General features: G+C 56.0%; 16 protein-coding genes. 9 read left to right on the plus strand and 7 right to left on the minus strand.

The window, feature by feature from the left end; all coding sequences use genetic code 11:
* Positions 1-2 precede the first annotated feature (2 nt).
* The 4 genes from E1J53_RS13605 to E1J53_RS13620 all read right to left on the minus strand — a co-directional run bounded on the left by E1J53_RS13605 (position 3) and on the right by E1J53_RS13620 (position 4,770).
* Positions 3-2,834, minus strand: a complete 2,832-nt coding sequence (locus E1J53_RS13605; RefSeq protein ID WP_134272999.1) for a PD40 domain-containing protein — start codon at positions 2,832-2,834, stop codon at positions 3-5.
* A 29-nt stretch (positions 2,835-2,863) separates the two neighbouring features.
* Positions 2,864-3,466, minus strand: a complete 603-nt coding sequence (locus E1J53_RS13610; protein ID WP_134273000.1) for an MCP four helix bundle domain-containing protein — start codon at positions 3,464-3,466, stop codon at positions 2,864-2,866.
* Positions 3,467-3,659: 193 nt separating this feature from the next.
* Positions 3,660-4,217, minus strand: coding sequence for a class I SAM-dependent methyltransferase (locus E1J53_RS13615; protein WP_134273001.1), 558 nt, complete (start codon positions 4,215-4,217; stop codon positions 3,660-3,662).
* A 76-nt stretch (positions 4,218-4,293) separates the two neighbouring features.
* A complete protein-coding gene (locus E1J53_RS13620) occupies positions 4,294-4,770 on the minus strand; it encodes a DUF4199 domain-containing protein (RefSeq protein ID WP_134273002.1) in 477 nt (158 codons plus the stop codon).
* Positions 4,771-5,003: 233 nt separating this feature from the next.
* Between E1J53_RS13620 and E1J53_RS13625 the strand changes: the two genes are divergently transcribed.
* Positions 5,004-5,762 (plus strand): isoprenyl transferase, encoded by a 759-nt coding sequence (locus E1J53_RS13625; protein ID WP_134273003.1) that lies wholly within the window; start codon positions 5,004-5,006, stop codon positions 5,760-5,762.
* A gap of 65 nt (positions 5,763-5,827) precedes the next feature.
* The gene (gene bamA / locus E1J53_RS13630) at positions 5,828-8,359 is read left to right on the plus strand and encodes an outer membrane protein assembly factor BamA (protein WP_134273004.1); all 2,532 of its coding nucleotides are present in this window, start codon (positions 5,828-5,830) and stop codon (positions 8,357-8,359) included.
* A 92-nt stretch (positions 8,360-8,451) separates the two neighbouring features.
* Here bamA and E1J53_RS13635 read toward each other — a convergent pair whose 3' ends face one another.
* Both E1J53_RS13635 and hppD read right to left on the minus strand, forming a co-directional pair.
* Positions 8,452-9,072 (minus strand): DUF2202 domain-containing protein, encoded by a 621-nt coding sequence (locus tag E1J53_RS13635; protein WP_134273005.1) that lies wholly within the window; start codon positions 9,070-9,072, stop codon positions 8,452-8,454.
* 421 nt (positions 9,073-9,493) lie between these two features.
* The gene (gene hppD, locus E1J53_RS13640) at positions 9,494-10,621 is read right to left on the minus strand and encodes a 4-hydroxyphenylpyruvate dioxygenase (protein WP_134273006.1); all 1,128 of its coding nucleotides are present in this window, start codon (positions 10,619-10,621) and stop codon (positions 9,494-9,496) included.
* A gap of 265 nt (positions 10,622-10,886) precedes the next feature.
* Between hppD and E1J53_RS13645 the strand changes: the two genes are divergently transcribed.
* The 4 genes from E1J53_RS13645 (at position 10,887) to msrA (ending at position 15,625) form a co-directional block, all read left to right on the plus strand.
* Positions 10,887-12,326 carry a sulfatase-like hydrolase/transferase gene (locus E1J53_RS13645; RefSeq protein WP_173021484.1) on the plus strand — a complete coding sequence of 480 codons (1,440 nt, stop codon included), beginning with the start codon at positions 10,887-10,889 and terminating at the stop codon, positions 12,324-12,326.
* Positions 12,327-12,819: 493 nt separating this feature from the next.
* The gene (locus tag E1J53_RS13650) at positions 12,820-13,365 is read left to right on the plus strand and encodes an RNA polymerase sigma factor (RefSeq protein ID WP_253931719.1); all 546 of its coding nucleotides are present in this window, start codon (positions 12,820-12,822) and stop codon (positions 13,363-13,365) included.
* Positions 13,362-14,798 (plus strand): hypothetical protein, encoded by a 1,437-nt coding sequence (locus E1J53_RS13655; protein ID WP_134273008.1) that lies wholly within the window; start codon positions 13,362-13,364, stop codon positions 14,796-14,798. Before E1J53_RS13650 ends, E1J53_RS13655 begins: the two co-directional genes overlap by 4 nt.
* Positions 14,799-14,896: 98 nt before the next feature.
* On the plus strand, positions 14,897-15,625 hold the full coding sequence (gene msrA / locus E1J53_RS13660) for a peptide-methionine (S)-S-oxide reductase MsrA (protein WP_134273009.1): 729 nt from the start codon (positions 14,897-14,899) through the stop codon (positions 15,623-15,625).
* A gap of 84 nt (positions 15,626-15,709) precedes the next feature.
* Here msrA and E1J53_RS13665 read toward each other — a convergent pair whose 3' ends face one another.
* A complete protein-coding gene (locus tag E1J53_RS13665; protein ID WP_134273010.1) occupies positions 15,710-16,588 on the minus strand; it encodes a hypothetical protein in 879 nt (292 codons plus the stop codon).
* A gap of 206 nt (positions 16,589-16,794) precedes the next feature.
* Here E1J53_RS13665 and E1J53_RS13670 point away from each other — a divergent pair, with 206 nt between their 5' ends.
* The 3 genes from E1J53_RS13670 to hemF all read left to right on the plus strand — a co-directional run bounded on the left by E1J53_RS13670 (position 16,795) and on the right by hemF (position 18,880).
* Complete coding sequence (locus E1J53_RS13670; RefSeq protein WP_134273011.1) at positions 16,795-17,406, plus strand: CatB-related O-acetyltransferase; 612 nt, start codon at positions 16,795-16,797, stop codon at positions 17,404-17,406.
* Between the two features lie 72 nt (positions 17,407-17,478).
* Entirely contained in the window at positions 17,479-17,835 is a 357-nt protein-coding gene (locus tag E1J53_RS13675; protein ID WP_134273012.1) for an arsenate reductase family protein, read from the plus strand.
* 139 nt (positions 17,836-17,974) lie between these two features.
* On the plus strand, positions 17,975-18,880 hold the full coding sequence (gene hemF, locus E1J53_RS13680) for an oxygen-dependent coproporphyrinogen oxidase (RefSeq protein ID WP_134273013.1): 906 nt from the start codon (positions 17,975-17,977) through the stop codon (positions 18,878-18,880).
* Positions 18,881-18,921 lie beyond the last annotated feature (41 nt).

Consider the following 18,921-nt stretch of genomic DNA (forward strand, 5'->3'; position numbering starts at 1 on the left):
CTTTAGAAGAAGCCGCCGAAGAGCAAACGAAACTGCCACCTGTTCTCGTCGGCGGAGAAAATATCGGGGTCCAACCGATAGGCCGTTTCCACACCCAGCGTAATTTCGGAAGAATTCAGCCAGACGTTGTCGAAGAAAAGCTGACCGCCCACGGAGCTTTCCACTCCCGTGAAGTCGTACTGGTCAATCCGGTAGCGGCTGTAATCATAGAACGCATTGAGGCGGATGCGTTTAAAGTAGGTAATGCCGGCAATGCCAAAATCGGGGTAGAGCAGGGGCAGCTGGTAGTTCACGCTGAACCGGCTCACCTGATCGTTGAGGGGCGCGGCGTAGCCGCGGGCGTAGCGGAAGAAGTCGGGATACTGGTAGCTCAGGTTGGCGTCTTCCCGCTGGTAGCCAAAGTCGAGCCGCAATCCGTGATTGGGCCAGAGCCCCGGTAGAAAGAGGGAAGAATTCAGGCGCAGCCGTTCCCCCAGGTTTTCGTCACCGAGTGCGCGGTCATAGGCGACCTCAAGGGAGATGCCCAGGCGGCTCTGCACGTTTTGGTAGGCGATGCGGCGGAGGGAGGAGAAGCTGATCCCTACCCCGAGGCTGCTGAAGTTGTCGGGGAGATCTTCAAGGTTGGCGTCGTTCAGCGTCAGGTAGTCGTAGCTGACCGAGGGCGTCAGGCGGGTGAACATGGGGCCATCCACCCACTGCCACGGCACCCGCGCTCCGGCGCCAAAGCTCAGCTGATTAAACTCTTGCCGACGAACGATGATGGTATCGGTGGCCGGGTCGAGGACGCTGAAGTTACGGTCCCGAAAAATGGCTTCGGCAGAGAGGACGGGGTACAGGCCGCCGTAGTCAACCTGAAGGCCACCCGAGTAGCGTTCTTCGTTGAGGTTGTAGAGCACCTCGGCGCCGATGTCTACGGTATTGAGGGCATTGGTGGCTTCAATCCGCAGCCCGGGCGCAACGTAACTGCCGTTGTAGGACCAGCTGTGCAGCTTGATGCCGCCGAGGGTGTTCGAAAAATTCTCGGTGGGGTACTCACCTTGTTCGAGCTGGCGGACGATGTTGATCTCTTCTGCCGAGAAGGCCTTCGGGCGGGTGAAAATTCCCGGGCTGTCGGCCTCCGGTTCCCCGGCGGCTTTGGCGACGGACGGGGCCAGTACCCGGAGGTGCATGCCCGTGGATTGCGGTTCGGCGTAGTAAATTTTTCCGTCGGCCCCCACGGAAGGATAGGCCGCCCCGATGGTGGCCCGGGTCAGTTGAGTGAGCTGCCGATTCGTGGGGTCGAGACGGTAGATGTTGTCCACGCCACTTCGGCCGCTGGTGAAGTACAGCTTGCCTGCTTCGTCGACGGTCAGCATATCGACGGCGGTGGTGGCGTAGTCGGTCAGCAATTGCTTGTTGCCGGAGTTCAGGTCGAGGGCCGCAATGGCGATACCCCGGTCAGTTTGCTCAAAAAAGTAGACGGTTTGTCCGTCGGGAGCGAAGGTAGGCCAGGCGATGGTCCGGGCCTGAATGGCGTACTTCTGGAGTGTCGTACCATCCTGGGTATTGAGGATAACCAGCGAGGGTTTCCCTTCGAGGGGGAGGTATTCCACGGCGGCAATTTGTCGGCGGTCCGGGCTGAAACGAGCGGAGAGATAGCGCCCTTCTTTGGTGATCTGTCGTTTGCGGCCGCTGCCCAGTTCGTAGACGATGATTTCCGAAAACCCCTCGTTCGTAAACCGTGGGTTCTGGCGGTTTTCAATCCAGAGGGCGAGGTTGTCCCGCACGTCAAGCCAGGGTTCCCGCTGAAAACCGATGGTGGTCAGGATGGATTCTTTGCCGGTCGTCGGATCCACCGAGACCAGAGCCGGTATGTGGGTAAAACTGGATCGCAGGCTCAGTAGACGCCCCTGATCATCCATCAGAGGGAAGCGATAATTGGTGTTCACCTTCGGGGCGGGAGCGTAAGCGACGCCTTCCAGCACCCGGCGAGACTTGAGCGCACTGTCCTGCGCCGCCGCAAGTGCCTCCATGGTGGTATCATACAGTTCGGGAGTGGTGAAACCGGTGGCCCTTTTTAGCGCATTGCTGAAGGGGTAAATCAGTCCCCGGTAGGCGGCTCCCTCCTGCAGGATGGGCTTCCAGACGTCATTGCCGTAGCGTTCCCGGGCGTAAGTAAGCATGGCGTAGCCGTAGCGATAATGATCGGGAACCAGGTCCCGATAGCTTCCGTTTCTCGCCTTGGCGTAGGAGTAAATAATATCGTCACGTAGCATGGCCCGTAGGGTTTCGCTGAAGGCGGGCGTTCGCCCGCGTCCGGATCCGGTCAGGGCCGTTTCGGCGATGACGGCATCGCCTTCGGTAAACCAGTTCGGGGTGGCCAGGGCCGAGAACACGGACCAGCCGAGTTGTCCCTGGAGGTAGGAGAAAAGCTTTGTGATGCCCCTCCGTTCGTTACTTGCCTGCTGCACGTGACGGAATTCGTGGATGGTGAGCAGATCCACCCAGTCGGCGGTGCTGAGGAGGCTAAAGCTCTGGGGGGGCGTGACGAAAAACTCCGAGCGGAAGGGACCCAGGCCCACGTATCCGTTGATGCGGGTGTTGGGTGTTTGTAGCACCAGGTCAAAATCGTACAGCTTTTCGCCCACGCTTCGGTTGTGTTCCGTGGCGAGGCGATCAATCAGGGAGGCGACCCGCTGCGCACGTTGCTCGTACCCTTCCGGAAAGATGACCCGGACGTGAGGGCTGCGTAATTGCTGCCAGTCCACTTCCGGGGGGTGCAGGCCGATATCCTGGGCCGGAAGTAGTGCGGAAATTGACAGTAGAAAGGCGAGGGGGAGCAGGCGACGAAACATTGGGGAAAATTACGTCGCCCCTAGCTATTTTATTCTGCGGAAGATGTCGGAGAGCGGTACATCACCAGAATTTGCACGATAATGGCCATGAAAACGAGCATGTAGATTTCGAGATTGGTAAACAAATCTACCGCCTTGAGTGCCCGCCGGCTTTCCTTTAGCTCCCGTCGGCCTTCCATAATTTGAATATTGGACAGCTCATCAAGTAGGTCAGATAAGCGCGATAGCTGATTAAAATAGGGTTCGCCGTTTGGGGCCGCATCACTAGCTCGTCCTTCATACTGGGCCAGTTCTTCGAAGGCCCGGCGAAACTGGATGAAAACAATCTCTTCTTCCGGCACGAGTTTGGTTTTGGAAAAGGCTTCGATCAGGGCCCTGCACTGCTCGTTGATGATGTCATTTTCACCATCAAAGGATTGTTGGTTCTGGCGGATGAAACGAACTTCTTTTTCGTGGAGGTAGCCGCTTAGGTCGTAGATTAAGTTCTTGGCAATTAGTCGGTCAGCATAAATCGTTTCGATGCTGTTGGTGACAATCCGAAAGTTTTGCCGATCAATCAGGTTGGTGGTCAGAATCAGAAAGAAGACCAGGAGTATCCCCAGGATCCACTTGATTTTATCGTACAGGGCCATCGGAGAAAATTTTGGGCGGCAAGGCGGGAGGCTTTGCGATCGCGGTGAAGAACTAGTGCTGCTAGGAATACAATAGTTTTACTAACTAAGTTGAAAGTTATGCTATCGTTTTCTTGCGAACGGGAGTTCATTGTCGCAGGGTACCAAAATTTCTACCCGCAGTTCCAGAGGTTGTAGGCGAGGGACGTTTTGCTCAGACTTCCTTTTTGCAGTACAGCACCCATGCTGGCGGAAGGTTGGCCCACACCCGATGAGCGTCTACCTGGCCGAAGGCGGCTTCGTAGTACGATTTTGTCTTCAGGCTGTAGTGGACCTGGTTGTAGCATCCGCCGGGACGAAGGTTGGTTTTTGCCGCTTCGACGATGGATTTGCCCAGGGCCTCCGGGAGGGCGGCAAAGGGGATGGCGGAAACGACGTGATCGGCCAGGTCCGCACCGATTTGATCCAGATACTTGCGGATGTTTTCGGCACTGTCCTGAGCGACCACGAGTCGGGGGTCTCCGATGGCGCGCATATCATCACAGAGGTCGGGGCTTACTTCGAAGGCAATGACTTTCCCGTCTTTTCCCAATCGGTCGAGGATATAGCGGGTGATGACCCCGTCGCCGGCGCCGAGTTCCACGATAACCTTGGCCTTGGCAAAATCGATGCGGTCAATGGCGGCCCGACAAAGTGCCGGACTGCTGCGGGTAAAGGTTCCCGTGGTGCGGATATTGCGCAGGCCTTCGAGCAAAAAGGAAAAGGTAGACATAGAAAACGGGCTTTGCCGCTAAGGTAACCGCAAAGCCCGGAGGAAGAGAAATTGTGGGGGGAAATGACGAGCGAGGCTAGCTTTTGCGCACGAAAATGGCAACAATCGCCGAGGTGACCATGCCCATGAAAATGGAGCCGATGGCTCCCATGATCAGGTAGCTGTTCAGGTTGAAAAAGCTTTCTGCCTCTTCCTGGGTGGCGTTACCACTTTCGACGGAATAAGCGATGGCGTTTTCGAAGTATTGGGGAGATACGTAGGTGAGCGTAATGAACTGCATCAGCGGACTGAGGACGGCGATGATGACCGAAATGATCAAGCCGGAAATGAAGCCCTGCATCCAGGTCATTTTGCCGTCCAGGTCCTTATCCCGCTTTTCGCGTAGGGCCAGGACGAAGATGATGATGGCCGGGATGGCCACAAAATTGGTGAAGATGGGGTGCTTATCGATGTGCACGTCGTGCAGCCCCGTCAGGCGCTCTCCGATCATCCAGAGAAACATCATGCCGGTAAAAATGAGCGCCCATTTGAGTTCGGTACGGTACTTATTCATTGCGGTGAGTGGTTAATGTGTGTTCAAGATAGTGGCAAAAGTCATTTATTGCAACTTTATGTTTAAATAACTGATAAAAATTATTTTTTTGTGTCAAAAATTGCAAAACAAATGGATTCATTCGGGGGCGGTAAACGGCCAAATTATTATTAAAAAGCATCGCGATGGCGTCCTAAGGGCTTGTTACTTAGTGCATCCTAAATAAACGGGTTACCTTTGCGGCACTTTTGGATATGAAGCATCTTGCTGAAAATATTGATAAGAGCCGTCTTCCCCGCCACGTTGGCGTGATCATGGATGGTAACGGGCGCTGGGCAAAGGGCCAGGGGAAACCCCGGGTCTTTGGTCATCACAGTGCGGTGGAAGCCGTTCGGGCCACCGTGGAAGCTTGCGCTGAACTGGGCGTAGGCTACCTGTCGCTCTACGCGTTCAGTACGGAAAACTGGAGTAGACCGCAGATGGAAGTTGGTGCGTTAATGCAGCTACTGGTGGATACGATCGGTTCTGAAATGAGCACCCTGCTGGAGAATAATATTCGTCTGGCGGCTATCGGGGACACCTCCCAGTTGCCGGAGGCCACCCAGCAGGCGCTGGAATTTGGTATTCGGAATACGTCGGACAATGACGGGATGACCCTGATCCTTGCCCTGAATTACAGCGGGAAATGGGACGTAACCCAGGCCGTTCAGCGGATTGCGGCCGAGGTAGCATCGGGCCGGCTATCTCCGGACGCGGTAGACGAAGCCACCATCGGCAGTCAGCTCAGCACCGGCCAGTGGCCGGACCCCGAGTTGATCATCCGGACGAGCGGTGAACATCGCCTGAGTAACTTCTTCCTCTGGCAGGCAGCATACGCTGAATTCTACTTCAGCCCCGTATTCTGGCCGGAGTTCCGCAAGCCTGACCTGTACCAGGCCATTCTCGATTTTCAGGGACGGGAAAGACGTTTTGGCAAAACCAGCGAACAACTCGATCCATCAACCAACCCCTAGGCCCCAAAACCTGTCCTTTAACGGGAACCGTCACCCCCCTTGCCGACGGTAAATTCTAGCGACAAATGAGATTAAGCTCACTTTTACTACTTCTTAGCCTGCTGGCCACCGGATTTCTCGGGGCCCAAACTGATTCCCTGAACCTGCCCGTATACAACTACGCGTCACCCCAGGAATTCGAAATCGGTAGCATCAAGGTGGAAGGTGCCTTCTTTGCCGAACAGAACGCCATCATCGGAGTAACCGGTCTGGCCGTAGGAGATAAGATTCGCATCCCCGGACCGGACATCCCCCGGGCCATCAAAAACCTTTGGCGGCTGCGACTCTTCACCGACGTTTCCATCGAACAGGAAAAGAGTATCGGTGATGTGATCTTCCTCGTAGTGCGGGTAGAGGAACGACCCCGTTTCCTCCGACACAGCTACCGGGGAGCCAAGCAGGGGGCCCACGAAGACCTCAATGAGATCGTCAACACCTACATCGTTCGTGGCGGAATCGTCACGGAAGACGCGAAAGTGAATGCCGCCGAGGGGATCCGCGAGTTCTACGAGGATAAGGGGTTTCTGGACGCCACCGTCAGTGTGGAAGAGATCGTGGATACCAGCCGGGCCAATAGCGTACGCCTCGTGTTTGACGTTAATCGCGGGGAAAAGGTTAAGATCAAACGCATCACCTTTGATGGCAACGAGGAGATCGCGGATAAGAAACTGCGCAAGCGGATGAAAGAAACCGCGGAGAAGCGGAAATTCCTGAAGTCTTCCAAGTTCCGCCCCGAGCTGTACAAGGAAGACCTCGATGCCGTTATCGCCTACTACAACACCCAGGGCTTCCGGGATGCCCGCGTCATCGGAGACAGCATTTACCGCAACGAAGACGGAGAATTGATGATTGACGTTAAGGTCAACGAAGGCAATCGTTACTATTTCCGGAACATCACCTGGAAGGGGAACTCCATCTACGATGATGAAACCCTGAGCCGCGTACTGGCCATTGAAAAGGGCGACGTCTACAACGAGGAGGAACTACAAACCCGACTGAGCTTCAGCCCCACCAACGCCGACGTCTCCTCCCTGTACATGGATAACGGTTACCTGTTTTTCAATGCGGATCCCATTGAGATCGCCATTGAGAATGACTCCATCGACATTGAGATGCGGGTCTTTGAGGGGCCGCAGGCTACCATCGATAAGGTGATCATCAAGGGGAATGACCGTACGCACGAGCACGTCATCCGCCGGGAAGTATTTACGCGCCCCGGACAGAAGTTCAGCCGCTCCGACATCATCCGCAGCCAGCGTCAGATCATTGGCCTGGGGTACTTCAACCAGGAAACCCTGGGAATCGATACGCCCGTTAATCCGGACCGCGGTACGGTAGACATCATCTACACCGTAGAAGAAAAGCCCAGCGATCAGCTGGAGCTGAGCGCCGGTTGGGGTGGTCGCCAGGGGGTAATCGGTACCCTGGGGGTAACCTTCAACAATTTCAGCCTGCGGAACCTCTTCAACAAAGAGGCCTGGCACCCGCTGCCGCAGGGCGACGGCCAGCGACTGAGCCTGCGGGCGCAGACGAACGGCCGCTTCTTCCAGAGCTACAACGCCAGCCTGACCGAGCCCTGGCTCGGTGGTAAGCGCCCGACCTCCCTCACGGTCTCCGGTTTCTACAATAAGTATGACCTGGGTACCACGGCCCTGCCCCGCAAACTGATCATTCAGCAGGCGGCCGTCAGCCTCGGTACGCGTCTGCGCTGGCCCGACGACAACTTCATTCTTCGCACGGGCATCAACCTCCAGGTACTCGAGCTGAACGAATGGTCTAACCTCTTCATCACGGACGAAGGGGAAACCGTACGGAACGGTAACTACAACAACTTCAGCTTCCAGTTTACCCTGGCCCGGACCACGGCCACGGACCCCATCTTCCCCAAGCAGGGCTCCAACATCGAACTGACCGTGAAGCTGACGCCCCCCTACCGGTCCCTGGGCCTGCGGTCCAGCGACCCCGAACTCCTCAGCGACGTCGAAGAACGTTTCCGCTTCCTGGAGTACCACAAATGGCGGCTTAACGCCGATTGGTACACCCCGCTGGGCGGCAAGTTTGTCCTGAAGACCCAGGCCAAAATTGGTTTCCTCGGCGCCTACGATGACGCCGTCGGGGTATCGCCCTTCGAGCGCTTCCAGCTGGGTGGTGACGGAATCAACAACCAGCAGTTCGCCTTCGCCGGGGTGGACATCATCAGCCTGCGGGGATACGAAATTGAGGACCTGCCCAGTAACCTGAATCCGGTTACGGGTCAGCAGGGAGCTACGCCAATCTTCAGCAAGTACACCCTGGAGGTCCGCTACCCGCTTTCCCTCAACCCCTCCAGTACGATTTTCGTCCTGGCCTTCGCCCAGGGCGGTAACGCCTGGCGCTCGGCCCGCGACTTCAACCCCTTCGATCTTCGTCGCTCCGTCGGATTCGGTGCCCGGGTATTCCTGCCCATGTTCGGTACGCTCGGATTTGACTGGGGTCTCGGTTTCGATAAGGACGCCGCCAATACCCAGAACGGTAACCTGAGTACCTTCAACATTATTCTTGGCTTCGAGCCGGAGTAAGAAGTACGATAGAAAATTAAAGCGCGACCATCCAGATATTCTGAATGGTCGCGTTTTTATTTTCTGTCAATCGGCTTATGGTTGGTGGGTTGCTACCCGCAACGCATATGCTCTCCCGCAAGGATGGCCTCGTAATCGGGGGTTGAAATATACTGGGGAGAATACGTCACATCGTATCCGGATAACTTGGCGGTGAAGGCCCGCATATGATTTCCTGATCCGCATTCGAGTAAGTTAAAAAGCGAAATCAGGTCCGGATTGTCGGTTTGAGACTTTGCGGCCCGGAGGTCAAAAATATCGACATCCTCAATTGTTGCTCCCACTTTCAGGGCCTCAATTATAGAGGTTGCTCCCTGAGCGGTGAGTGCATCATACAAATCTTGGAGGGCTGGGTCCGTAAAGACACCCACATCGTTGCTGCCCAAATTCACCACGTTATACTGTACCATAACTTCAAGGGTGAGGTCCATGTGAGACTGTTCACTACCCGAAATATTAGGGAAAACGTTCGTGTCGTATAGTCCGGCCAGGTAACTGTAAACGTCTCGGGCCAGTTTTTCTTCTTCCCACATATACTGAAGCAAGGCCTGTTCGCCAGCGGTAAGCGCAAGATTTTCAGTGGTCGTTATTGGATCAGCTTTTTCACAGGCGGAAAAGCTGAAAGCGCCAAGGACAAGGATGAAGAAGATTGGAATTACTTTTAAATCGCTCATGACAATACTTTTGGTTCATCAGCAATTTAGGAGCTAACGCCATCAGCAATTCGTGATGGCGGTTACAAGAAGCTTTTTTGTATATGCTTGAGGAAAACTCGAATAAAACGAACGAAAATTACCGTAAAATGGGGTGGAATACAAAGCGGTACCGAAACGCATCGATACCGCTCTAAGGTTTTGGGATCGCCCCCTTAGATTACGTTATAAGCTAGGCTGTTCCGTGAATTAACCCTTTGGCCATCAAGTCCTTGAATTTTCCAGTAGCGGCAAGGCATGCCTTGCCGCTACCATTTGCCCCTCTGAACTGCCGCGATTCCACAGGAATCGCTGGTGAAACCTCACGGAACAGCCTACGTTATAATCGTACGGGCCGAAGCTTTGTCAAGGCCTACACTGATGGTCGAAGCCTGGAGTTGCGTTACAACGTACCCCGCAGTTCTTGTTCGCGTTCGATGGCTTCGAAGAGCGCCTTGAAGTTGCCCTTGCCGAAGCTGGTCGCACCCTTACGCTGGATGATCTCGAAGAACACCGTGGGGCGCACCTGCACGGGCTTCGTGAAAATCTGCAGCAGGTAACCCTCGTCGTCCCGGTCTACCAGGATGCCGAGTTCCCGCAGCGGAGCGACTTCTTCGTCAATCTCGCCCACGCGGTCGAGTAACTCATCGTAGTAGGTAGTAGGAACCCGCAGGAATTCAATACCGCGGCTCCGCAGGGCCGTCACGGTTTCGATGATGTTGTCCGTGGCAACCGCAATGTGCTGGATGCCGGGACCATCGTGGAATTCGAGGTATTCGTCAATTTGTGATTTCTTCAGACCGGGAGCGGGCTCGTTGATCGGGAACTTGATCCGGCCGTTGCCGTTGCTCATCACCTTACTCATCAGTGCGGTGTACTTGGTGCTGATGTCCTTGTCGTCAAAACTGACGAGCTGGTGGAAGCCCATGACTTCCTGATACCAGTTCACCCAGAAGTTCATCTTGCCTTCCTCCACGTTGCCCACCATGTGATCAATGTACTTCAGACCCACGGACTCGGGACGGTACTCGGGTTCCCAGGCCACAAAACCGGGGAGGAAGGGACCTTCGTAGTCTTTGCGTTCCACGAATACGTGGATGGTGTCTCCGTAGGTCTTGATGGCGGCCCGCATGGTGTGGCCGTGATCGTCCTCTTCCCGCTTGGGCTCGAAGAAGGGTTCCGCTCCCCGCTCAACGGCGGTACGGAAGGCGGCCGCAGCGTCGTCCACCCAGAGTGCAACGGCACGCACGGTGTCGCCGTGCTTATCGTGCAAACGGCCAATTTCGGTTCCGGGCTTCAGGGGGCTGGTCAGCACCAGACGAATTTTATCCTGTACCACGACGTAGCTTTCCCGGTCGCGGAGTCCGGTACTCAGGCCCGCATACGCCAGGGGCTGAAAACCCATGGCCGACTGATAGAAAATGGCCGCCTGGCGGGCATTACCCACGTACAGCTCTACGTAATCCGTCCCGTTAATGGGGAAAGTATCCTTGGTCATGGCCGCCTGGTTGGCGGGGGCTGAGGTAGTCATATTTTCAATTTTGTTGTTGTGACAACTTTTGTGAGGGCAAAGATAGGCTCTTCGTACAATATTTAAAAGAGAAATGGACGACCAAAGGTTTATTTAAGGGAAGCTTTACGAAGGGCTAATGCATTTCTTTCGCTTCCGGGATTCGTCATCCTGCTTTCCCGGTTATTGCGGCCCCTGGGCAGCATTAGGGCGCGGCCGCAGGTGCAATAATTTCCGGTATGGCCGGGCGACGGGACGACGAGCGGTGATTACCTATCTTGCTTTCATGAAAACGCTACGATACCTCCTGCCTTGCTTCCTTTTCCTCGGAATACTTGGGTGTGGAGAAAGTGCCTCTTCAGATGAGGCGGTAAACCCACCCAACGTGGTCATCATCTTCACCGACGATCAGGGGTTTGGCGACCTGGGAGCCTACGGCGGAGTGCACGTAAAGACCCCGGAACTTGATCGCCTGGCCGAAGACGGGGTTCGTTTCACCAATTTCCGCGTCGCTCAGGCGGTATGCTCGGCCAGCCGGGCGGCCCTCCTGACGGGCTGTTACCCCACCCGGCTGGACATCCGCGGGGCCTTCGGCCCGCGCTCCCCCCACGGGCTCAACCCCGCGGAAGTAACCATCGCTGAAATGCTCGGGGAGCACGGCTACCAAACCGCCATGGTGGGGAAATGGCACCTCGGGAACCGGCCGGGACTGTTCCCCACCGATCAGGGGTTTGATCGTTACTACGGCATCACCTACAGCCACGATATGTGGGGCGGGCACCCCGAACCCCACATGGCCCGCATCTTTCCCCGGCGCGTGGCCCTGATGCGCGATAGCCTCGTCATTGACAGCCTGGCGAGCTTCACGACCCTGACGAAAGACTACAACCAGGAGGCCGTTTCCATCATCAACGATCATGATCCCGCGGCGGGGCCGCTGATGCTTTACCTGGCGCATTCCCTGCCGCACGTTCCGCTCTACGAAGACCGTACCTACGCTCCGGCCACCGGACTGGGTATTTACGGCGACGTCATCGCCGAAGTTGATGCGGGTGTGGGGGAAATCCGGCGGGCGCTGGCCGAAAAAGGCATGGCGGAGAATACACTGATCGTTTTTTCTTCCGACAACGGTCCCTGGCTCTCCTACGGCACCCACGCCGGCCAGACGGCCGGCCTCCGCGAGGGTAAGGGTACCAGCTTCGAAGGCGGCGTCCGGGTGCCCCTGCTGACTTACCTGCCCGGCCAGACTCCCTCCGGGAAGGTGAGCCACGCCCCTCTGATGTCCACGGACTTGTTGCCAAGTTTGGCGGCCCTGACGGGAGCCAGCCTGCCCGAAGCCAGACTGGACGGCCACGAACGACTCGCCGACTTCCTGGGGCAATCGGAAGGACCCAGCCCCGACGCCTACGCAATCTACTGGATCGAAGGACTAGATGCCGTAGTGAGCGCCAATGGCCGCTGGAAACTGCATTTCCCCCACCACTTCCGGTCGTTGGTAGCCGGACAGATAACCCCCACCGACGGTGTCCCCATCGCCTACTTCCAGGATTCCATCGGGCTGGCCCTCTTCGATCTGGTCAACGACCCCTTCGAAACCACGGACGTGAAGGACCAACACCCGGAGGTCGTCTCGGCGCTCAGTGATCGGGCGGATCAGTTCCGCCGGGAGATGGGCGATACGCATACGGGCGTAAAGGGGGAGGAAGTCCGGGTTTTCAATCGGTAGTTTGGGAGGAGAAAAAACCATCTTTGTCGTAGATATGTAGAAGTACGACAAAATCGACCTCTCCCAAAAAAATCAAAGCACCACACTTCCGGGAGATCGGGCCGCTACGCAGAAGTCGTGGCGTGAAGATTTCGTACTTCAACCGATTCACCCGGCCTTACTCATCTACCTTGCACCTGCACGCCGTTGCATTTCCTTAGAAATCAACGATCCCGACGAGTTACGGAACTCGGGGCCGTTGCATTTTCTCAGAAATCAATGATCCCGACGAGCCTTGCGGAACTCGGGCCCGTTGCTTAACTAGTCAATATTTCGCGGACAAGCTTGGGTGAGATTTCTTGACGTACAGATACGTCTATACACCAGAAATGACACCCTTCACCCCCCTCGATTCTCGCATCATCCCGCCCTAAGTCTCACAACTTTTATCTTTGTAGACCACGTTTTTTAAAGTACGCGTGTCTCCTCAGTACCAAGCTGGTAGACCGCGCCGATGCTAAGCATGAAAGAAAAGGAACTGATCGAAGGGTCCCTCCGGGGAGACGAACGCTGTCAGCGTGCGCTGTTTGAGCGTTACGGTCCCATGCTTATGGCCGTCTGTCAGCGCTATTGTCGTACCCAGGCCGAAGCCGAAGACGTGCTTCAGGACAGCTTTATTCGCCTTTTCGACAAGCTTCCCCAGTATGGTTTCAAGGGATCGTTTGCGGGCTGGGCCCGCCGCCTGACGGTCAACGTGGCCCTGAAGACCTACCAACGAAAGCGCTACCAGCTGGAGCAAACCGGACTCGAGAACGTCCCCGAAGGCGCCGGCCAACCCACGGCCTACGCGGAACTCGGAGAAAAAGAACTGCTGGAGCTGGTGCAGGCCCTGCCCGACGGCTACCGACTGGTGTTCAACCTGTACGCCATCGAGGGGTACAGCCACAAGGAAATCGGCGAAATGCTCGGTATTCAGGAAGCCAGCTCCCGCTCCCAGCTCCTCAAGGCCCGCAAGGTGCTACAGCAACAAATTAAAAATCGTCAACGCATTGCGATATGAATCCAATAGATGACCTGTTCCGGGATGGTTTGGGTGGTCGTAAGGGCGATTTACCCCAGGATATGTGGCAACGCATTCAGGCGGGCAAACCCGCCGCCGCGCCCGAAGGCGCGGAACTGGACGCGCTATTTTCCGATAAGCTGAAGGACCGACGGGCCGCGCTCCCCGCGGGCATGTGGGCGCGCATCATGGCGGCCAGAAAACCCACTTCCCCGGTCATTACGCGTACCCGAGTAGCCACACTATTGGCACTCCTGCTCATCGCGGCGGCTTTCTTGTTCTGGCCCGGGGAAAGCCAGGAAACGCCCGCGATCGATCCGCCAGCGCCCACCGCACCAACGGCGCGGGAGGCCATTGCTAATCAGGATACCGAGGCGCAACCTGAATCTGCGGTTGTACCGGCCGAAAGTCCCGAAATTACTTCCGGTGAAGGTGCGTCGTCAGTCGTCAGCGCGGCGGTTACGGCCAGCGCGTCGGGAGCAGCCACTGATGATCTGAATACTCCCGAAGTGGAGGCACCCGTGATCTCCATCCCCGTGGAAACCGATGAACCGGAAGGTGCTTCAGGTCCCCCAACCAACACGTCGTTCACGGAAGCGATCACCGGTACTGCTCCGGAAGAATTTACGGAGACAACTTCCGCGATCGTTGAAGACTATACTGTAGACCGTTCCGTGCAAGCCGCCTCCCCCAGCCTGGAGCTGGCCGAGCTTATGCTGCTGGACAATCCGACCGAGTTGCCAAAACTGAAACGAAGCCAGCGCCCCCGGCCGCGGGCCGGCGGGGCATTTCGGGCCAGTCCGAGCGGCGTGCAAATGGAACTTCTCTTCGGGGTTGCCTACGCCAACCAGATGTTTTCCATCCGCGACGAAAGCAATCGTGCTCTGCTGGACGCCCGGGAGGTCAGCGAGTTCCCCGAGACGAGCTACCAGGTCACGGCCCGGGCAACCTGGCAACTGAAGGAACGCATTTACCTGCTGGGCGGACTGACCTACGCCGAAGTCCGTAACCAACTGGAATACGACCAGTTCGTGAACGGCGTGCAGACCCTCGTAAAGACCAACAACTCCATCCGCTTACTCGAAGCCCCCCTGCTGGTGGGCTTCTCCATCCCCGGTCGTCGGATGCGGGTTTCCCTCAACGTCGGTCCGGTAGTGAACCTGACCACCAGCGCCCGCGGGCGCTTCATCTCCCCGGATGCTCCGGGACTCCAGGATCTGTCGGTTGACGCCAACTACCGGAGTAACGTCGGTATCGGCTGGATGTCTTCCATCACCACCGCCTACCAAATCGGAAAGGAACGCCCCTTCACCCTCCTGGTAGAGCCCTTCTTCAAGTACTACCCCGGTGCGTTTACCGCTCCCAGCGCCGCGCTGCAGGAAAAGTACTGGGTGGCCGGACTGCAGCTCGGGGTGCGTAAATCGCTGCGGTAATCGGTGTGGGAAACGTCATTTCCCGACCATATGCGTTTCCGCAAATGACCCTTTCGGATGTTCTTGCGTTACAGAGGTAACCAGACGTAACCAAGATTATGAAACAGTCCCTGTTTTCTCTTTCCCTGTTCCTGATCTTCATGCTGTTCGCCCAATCCTGCGATAGCCAGAAGGCCAACTCCGCCAACGCCCAGAATAAGGAAGTTGCCAATACGGCAACGGCTTCTCCGCTTGCGGGCGATATGTCCATTGAAGAGCTCGATGCCCGCTACGAAGGCTTCGAAAAAGCCTACCTGGCCGGAGGATGCTTCTGGTGCACCGAAGCGGCCATCGACCGGATCATGGGTGTGGAAGACGTGTGGAGCGGATACGCCGGGGGGAAGGAAAAGAATCCAACCTACCGCCAGGTGGCCAGTGGTGCTACGGGCCACGCGGAGGCCATCGTGGTCTACTACGACCCCGAGGTGATCAGCTACGAAACGCTCCTGGACGTATTCTTCGTGGCCCACGACCCCACCCAGCTCAACCGCCAGGGCCCCGACGTGGGACCGCAGTACCGCAGCGCCATCTTCCCACTCAACGACGAGCAACGCCAGCGGGCGGAAGCCAAAATCGCGGAACTTAACGCGAGTGGTAAGTTCAGCAAAACCCTGGCCACGACCATCGAAGACCCGATTCAGTTCTACCTGGCGGAGGGCTACCATCAGGATTACTACGAAGACCCCACCAACCCCAACCAAGGCTACGTGCAAAACGTGAGTCGGCCCAAGGTGGAAAAGGTAATGAAGGTGTTCGCCGATCGGCTCAAACCCGAATTCAAGAAATAGTAAGGATTACCATCCTTGCATCGATTGGCGGGCGCTAGCGAATTTTGCTAGCGCCCGCTCATTATTTGTGGCCAGAGACCTTGCTTACTCCTTACGATTACCAGTTTCAGCCAAAGTATACACCTGGGTAACAGAACGGTCCATAAAGCCCTTGGTTTCTACCTCCATCCTGCCTTTAAATTCAAGCCATTTTCCCTGAGCGATTGAAAACTTAGCCTCAGCGGTGAACGTTGAGGTGGCTTCGTGTGAGGTATCATTGTCTTTATTGAACAACGCAGCTGCAGTAAATTCACCCGAGACATATTCCATAATATCATAGGCAATGACGGCAATCGTATCCGTCGCTGAATATTCCACGTCCACCAACTGGACTTGATTTCTTTTCTTGGCTTCGTGACAAATAAAATTTTGACTATTCCCCGTCATGTTGACGTTGGGTAGTTGCCAGGTATCGCCTTTTTGTATCTGATGGTCGGGCAGTTCAAAGAGCAGGGATAGCATGTTTTTCTGAGCTCTATTCATCCAGAAACTGTGAATAGTACCACTTTTATTTAGCGTGCCTCTCAGGGTGATACCGTTGCGTTGAATACCCAGGGAATCAAGGAAATCGTCCAGATAGGCGATGGGCTCCTGATCGGTATCAATCATTGTTACGTCCAGTACTTTTTCAAAATGATTGGAATTTCTAATGTTGGTATGATATCGATTTTCTGTTTTGCCATCATAGTTCCTCAACTTCTCTAAGCCCGCTAAATCATCTTCACTTAATTCAGATTCGGAGTCCCTGGAAAAAGTGTTGAGTATACTATCCATATTCAATGGAAGTTTTTCATAAGAGGTAATGGTTAACTGGTAATTTATTTGTTCGCCATTGTCGAGCTTCCAGTTGAGGTCGTAGAAGGATTGACCGTAACCAACGGTATTGAAAAAGAGGAAAGCAAGTAGCAAGGTGATCCTTTTCATAATTGAAGATTTAGTCCCTGATAATTAGTTGTTAGGATACTGTAATTATCCCGCATATGTATGCAGGCTGCTTATTTGAAGTAGGGTTTAACCTTCAGCAACCAGCCGGCCAATAATTTCTTCCCGCAGAAGTAGTCTTCTGATTCCAGCATACATTTGGGGAACGTATCGCTTACTGATTGCGTAAAAACCAGAATCTTACCCACATGCCCCACCCGGACCCCAACACCACCTTCCCCCTGAAGCATTACGATCGATTATGCTTCCTGAAAAACATCATCAAAAATCCCAACATCATCGTGGGCGACTTCACCTATTACGATGACTTTGCGGACGTGCATAACTTCGAGAAGAACGTCAAGTATCACTTTGACTTTATTGGCGACAAGCTGATCATCGGTAAGTTCTGCATGATTGCCTCCGACGTGACCTTCATCATGAACGGTGGCAACCACCTGACGGAAAGCAGGTCCACCTACCCCTTTGCGATTTTTTCGGGCTGGGAGGCGGCCATGGAGGGCAAGGAGTATCCCCGCCGACCGGATACGGTGATCGGAAACGACGTATGGATTGGCCACCGCGCGACCATCATGCCCGGGGTGACCGTCGGAGACGGCGCCATCATTGCCACCAACGCCACGGTCACGAAAGACGTGCCGCCGTACACCATAGTGGGGGGCAATCCGGCGAAGGTGCTGCGCCAGCGCTTTGCCCAGGAGCACATTGATGAACTGCTCCGGCTGAAGTGGTGGGATTGGCCGCTGGAGAAGATCACCGAGAACCTGCACTGGCTCACGAATGCTCCGGCGGGGGAGTAAGGCGCTGTCTGGATTCCGTAAACTTTTGCGGCACGCCCCCTCCTTCCCTCCGCCATCCGTTACCTTCGCGGTATGGCAACAATGTTTCAACTCAGCAACTGCAAAACCTGTCAGCGGATTCTCGGTGAACTGGGCGATCAGCCCGGGCTGGAGGTCATCAACATCAAGGAACGCAAGATCACGGCGGAAGAACTGGATCGGATGGCCGAGCTGGCCGGAAGCTACGAGGCGCTCTTCAGCCGCCGGGCGATGAAGTACCGCAGCATGGGGCTGGCCGACCAGGAGCTCACCGAAGCTGATTACCGTCGCCTGATCCTGGAAGAATACACCTTCCTGAAGCGGCCCGTGACCGTCGTCGGTGACCAAATCTTCATCGGAAGCGCCAAGGCTTCGGTGCAGGGCACGGCCAAAGCACTGGCCGAAGAATAGTCGCAATATTTATTGTTGGCATCGGTGTTTAGCCGCCTTTTGGGCGACGATCCCGAGATCCGAAACTCGTCGGGATCATCGCTTCTAAGAGAAGGCGACGAGGCGCAGGTGCCACAGCATCACCTAAGAGCAAAGTATCATGGCTCCCAATCGTGAAGAAATCACGGCCTTTTTCCGGCAACTGCAGGATGAAATATGTGACGCCCTGAGCGCCGCCGATGGCAGCACCTTCGTGGAAGACAGCTGGGATCGCCCCGGCGGGGGCGGGGGCCGGGCCCGCGTGCTGCGGGGGAACTACATTGAAAAGGGGGGCGTAAACTTCAGCGCGGTACACGGCGAGCTTCCCCCCGCCGCCGCCCGGAGCCTCGAGACCCAACCGGAGGAAACCAGCTTTTACGCCACTGGCGTGAGCATCGTGCTCCACCCCAAAAACGTTCACGTACCCATCATCCACATGAACGTTCGCTACTTCGAACTGGATGGCGGCCGCTTCTGGTTCGGCGGCGGCATCGACCTGACTCCGCACTACGTCGATCGCGAGCAGGCGGCCTGGTTCCACCAGCAGCTGAAGGATACCTGTGACGCCTACGATACCGACTATTACCCCCGCTTCAAAAAGTGGGCGGACGATTACTTCTACCTTCCTCACCGCAACGAAACCCGGGGCGTGGGCGGCATTTTCTTCGACCGGCTGCAGCCCGCCACCGAGCAAAAGGACAAGCGCACCCTGTTTGATTTCACGGCGGCCGTGGGCCGCACCTTCGCGCCTACCTACATTCACCTGATGGAGCTGAATCGTGAGCAGCCCGTTTCGGAAGCGGAGGCCCGCTGGCAACAGCTCCGCCGGGGCCGCTACGTAGAGTTTAACCTGGTCTGGGATCGCGGCACGAAGTTTGGGCTGACGACCAACGGCCGCACGGAATCCATTTTGATGAGCCTGCCGCCACTGGCCGGCTGGACCTACGACTACCAGCCCGTGGAGGGAAGCCGGGAAGAAGAAACCCTGAATTCCCTGAGGAAGGACGTGAACTGGGTGGCGGGATAATTGGCCCTACTCGCGCTTCGGTAAATAGTGCCGCCGGTCCT

Origin of the sequence: Lewinella sp. W8 (genome assembly GCF_004375085.3) — a bacterium.
Lineage (GTDB): Bacteria > Bacteroidota > Bacteroidia > Chitinophagales > Saprospiraceae > Neolewinella.

What these genes read in the sequence shown, in the direction of transcription:
- E1J53_RS13655 (WP_134273008.1), top strand. Translation starts at nt 13,362, where the DNA reads ATGAATCCAATAGATGACCTGTTCCGGGATGGTTTGGGTGGTCGTAAG.
- E1J53_RS13625 (WP_134273003.1), top strand. Translation starts at nt 5,004, where the DNA reads ATGAAGCATCTTGCTGAAAATATTGATAAGAGCCGTCTTCCCCGCCAC.
- E1J53_RS13620 (WP_134273002.1), bottom strand. Translation starts at nt 4,770, where the DNA reads ATGAATAAGTACCGTACCGAACTCAAATGGGCGCTCATTTTTACCGGC.
- bamA (WP_134273004.1), top strand. Translation starts at nt 5,828, where the DNA reads ATGAGATTAAGCTCACTTTTACTACTTCTTAGCCTGCTGGCCACCGGA.
- E1J53_RS13645 (WP_173021484.1), top strand. Translation starts at nt 10,887, where the DNA reads ATGAAAACGCTACGATACCTCCTGCCTTGCTTCCTTTTCCTCGGAATA.
- E1J53_RS13610 (WP_134273000.1), bottom strand. Translation starts at nt 3,466, where the DNA reads ATGGCCCTGTACGATAAAATCAAGTGGATCCTGGGGATACTCCTGGTC.
- E1J53_RS13615 (WP_134273001.1), bottom strand. Translation starts at nt 4,217, where the DNA reads ATGTCTACCTTTTCCTTTTTGCTCGAAGGCCTGCGCAATATCCGCACC.
- msrA (WP_134273009.1), top strand. Translation starts at nt 14,897, where the DNA reads ATGAAACAGTCCCTGTTTTCTCTTTCCCTGTTCCTGATCTTCATGCTG.
- E1J53_RS13635 (WP_134273005.1), bottom strand. Translation starts at nt 9,072, where the DNA reads ATGAGCGATTTAAAAGTAATTCCAATCTTCTTCATCCTTGTCCTTGGC.
- E1J53_RS13665 (WP_134273010.1), bottom strand. Translation starts at nt 16,588, where the DNA reads ATGAAAAGGATCACCTTGCTACTTGCTTTCCTCTTTTTCAATACCGTT.
- E1J53_RS13670 (WP_134273011.1), top strand. Translation starts at nt 16,795, where the DNA reads ATGCCCCACCCGGACCCCAACACCACCTTCCCCCTGAAGCATTACGAT.
- E1J53_RS13650 (WP_253931719.1), top strand. Translation starts at nt 12,820, where the DNA reads ATGCTAAGCATGAAAGAAAAGGAACTGATCGAAGGGTCCCTCCGGGGA.
- E1J53_RS13675 (WP_134273012.1), top strand. Translation starts at nt 17,479, where the DNA reads ATGGCAACAATGTTTCAACTCAGCAACTGCAAAACCTGTCAGCGGATT.
- hppD (WP_134273006.1), bottom strand. Translation starts at nt 10,621, where the DNA reads ATGACTACCTCAGCCCCCGCCAACCAGGCGGCCATGACCAAGGATACT.
- E1J53_RS13605 (WP_134272999.1), bottom strand. Translation starts at nt 2,834, where the DNA reads ATGTTTCGTCGCCTGCTCCCCCTCGCCTTTCTACTGTCAATTTCCGCA.
- hemF (WP_134273013.1), top strand. Translation starts at nt 17,975, where the DNA reads ATGGCTCCCAATCGTGAAGAAATCACGGCCTTTTTCCGGCAACTGCAG.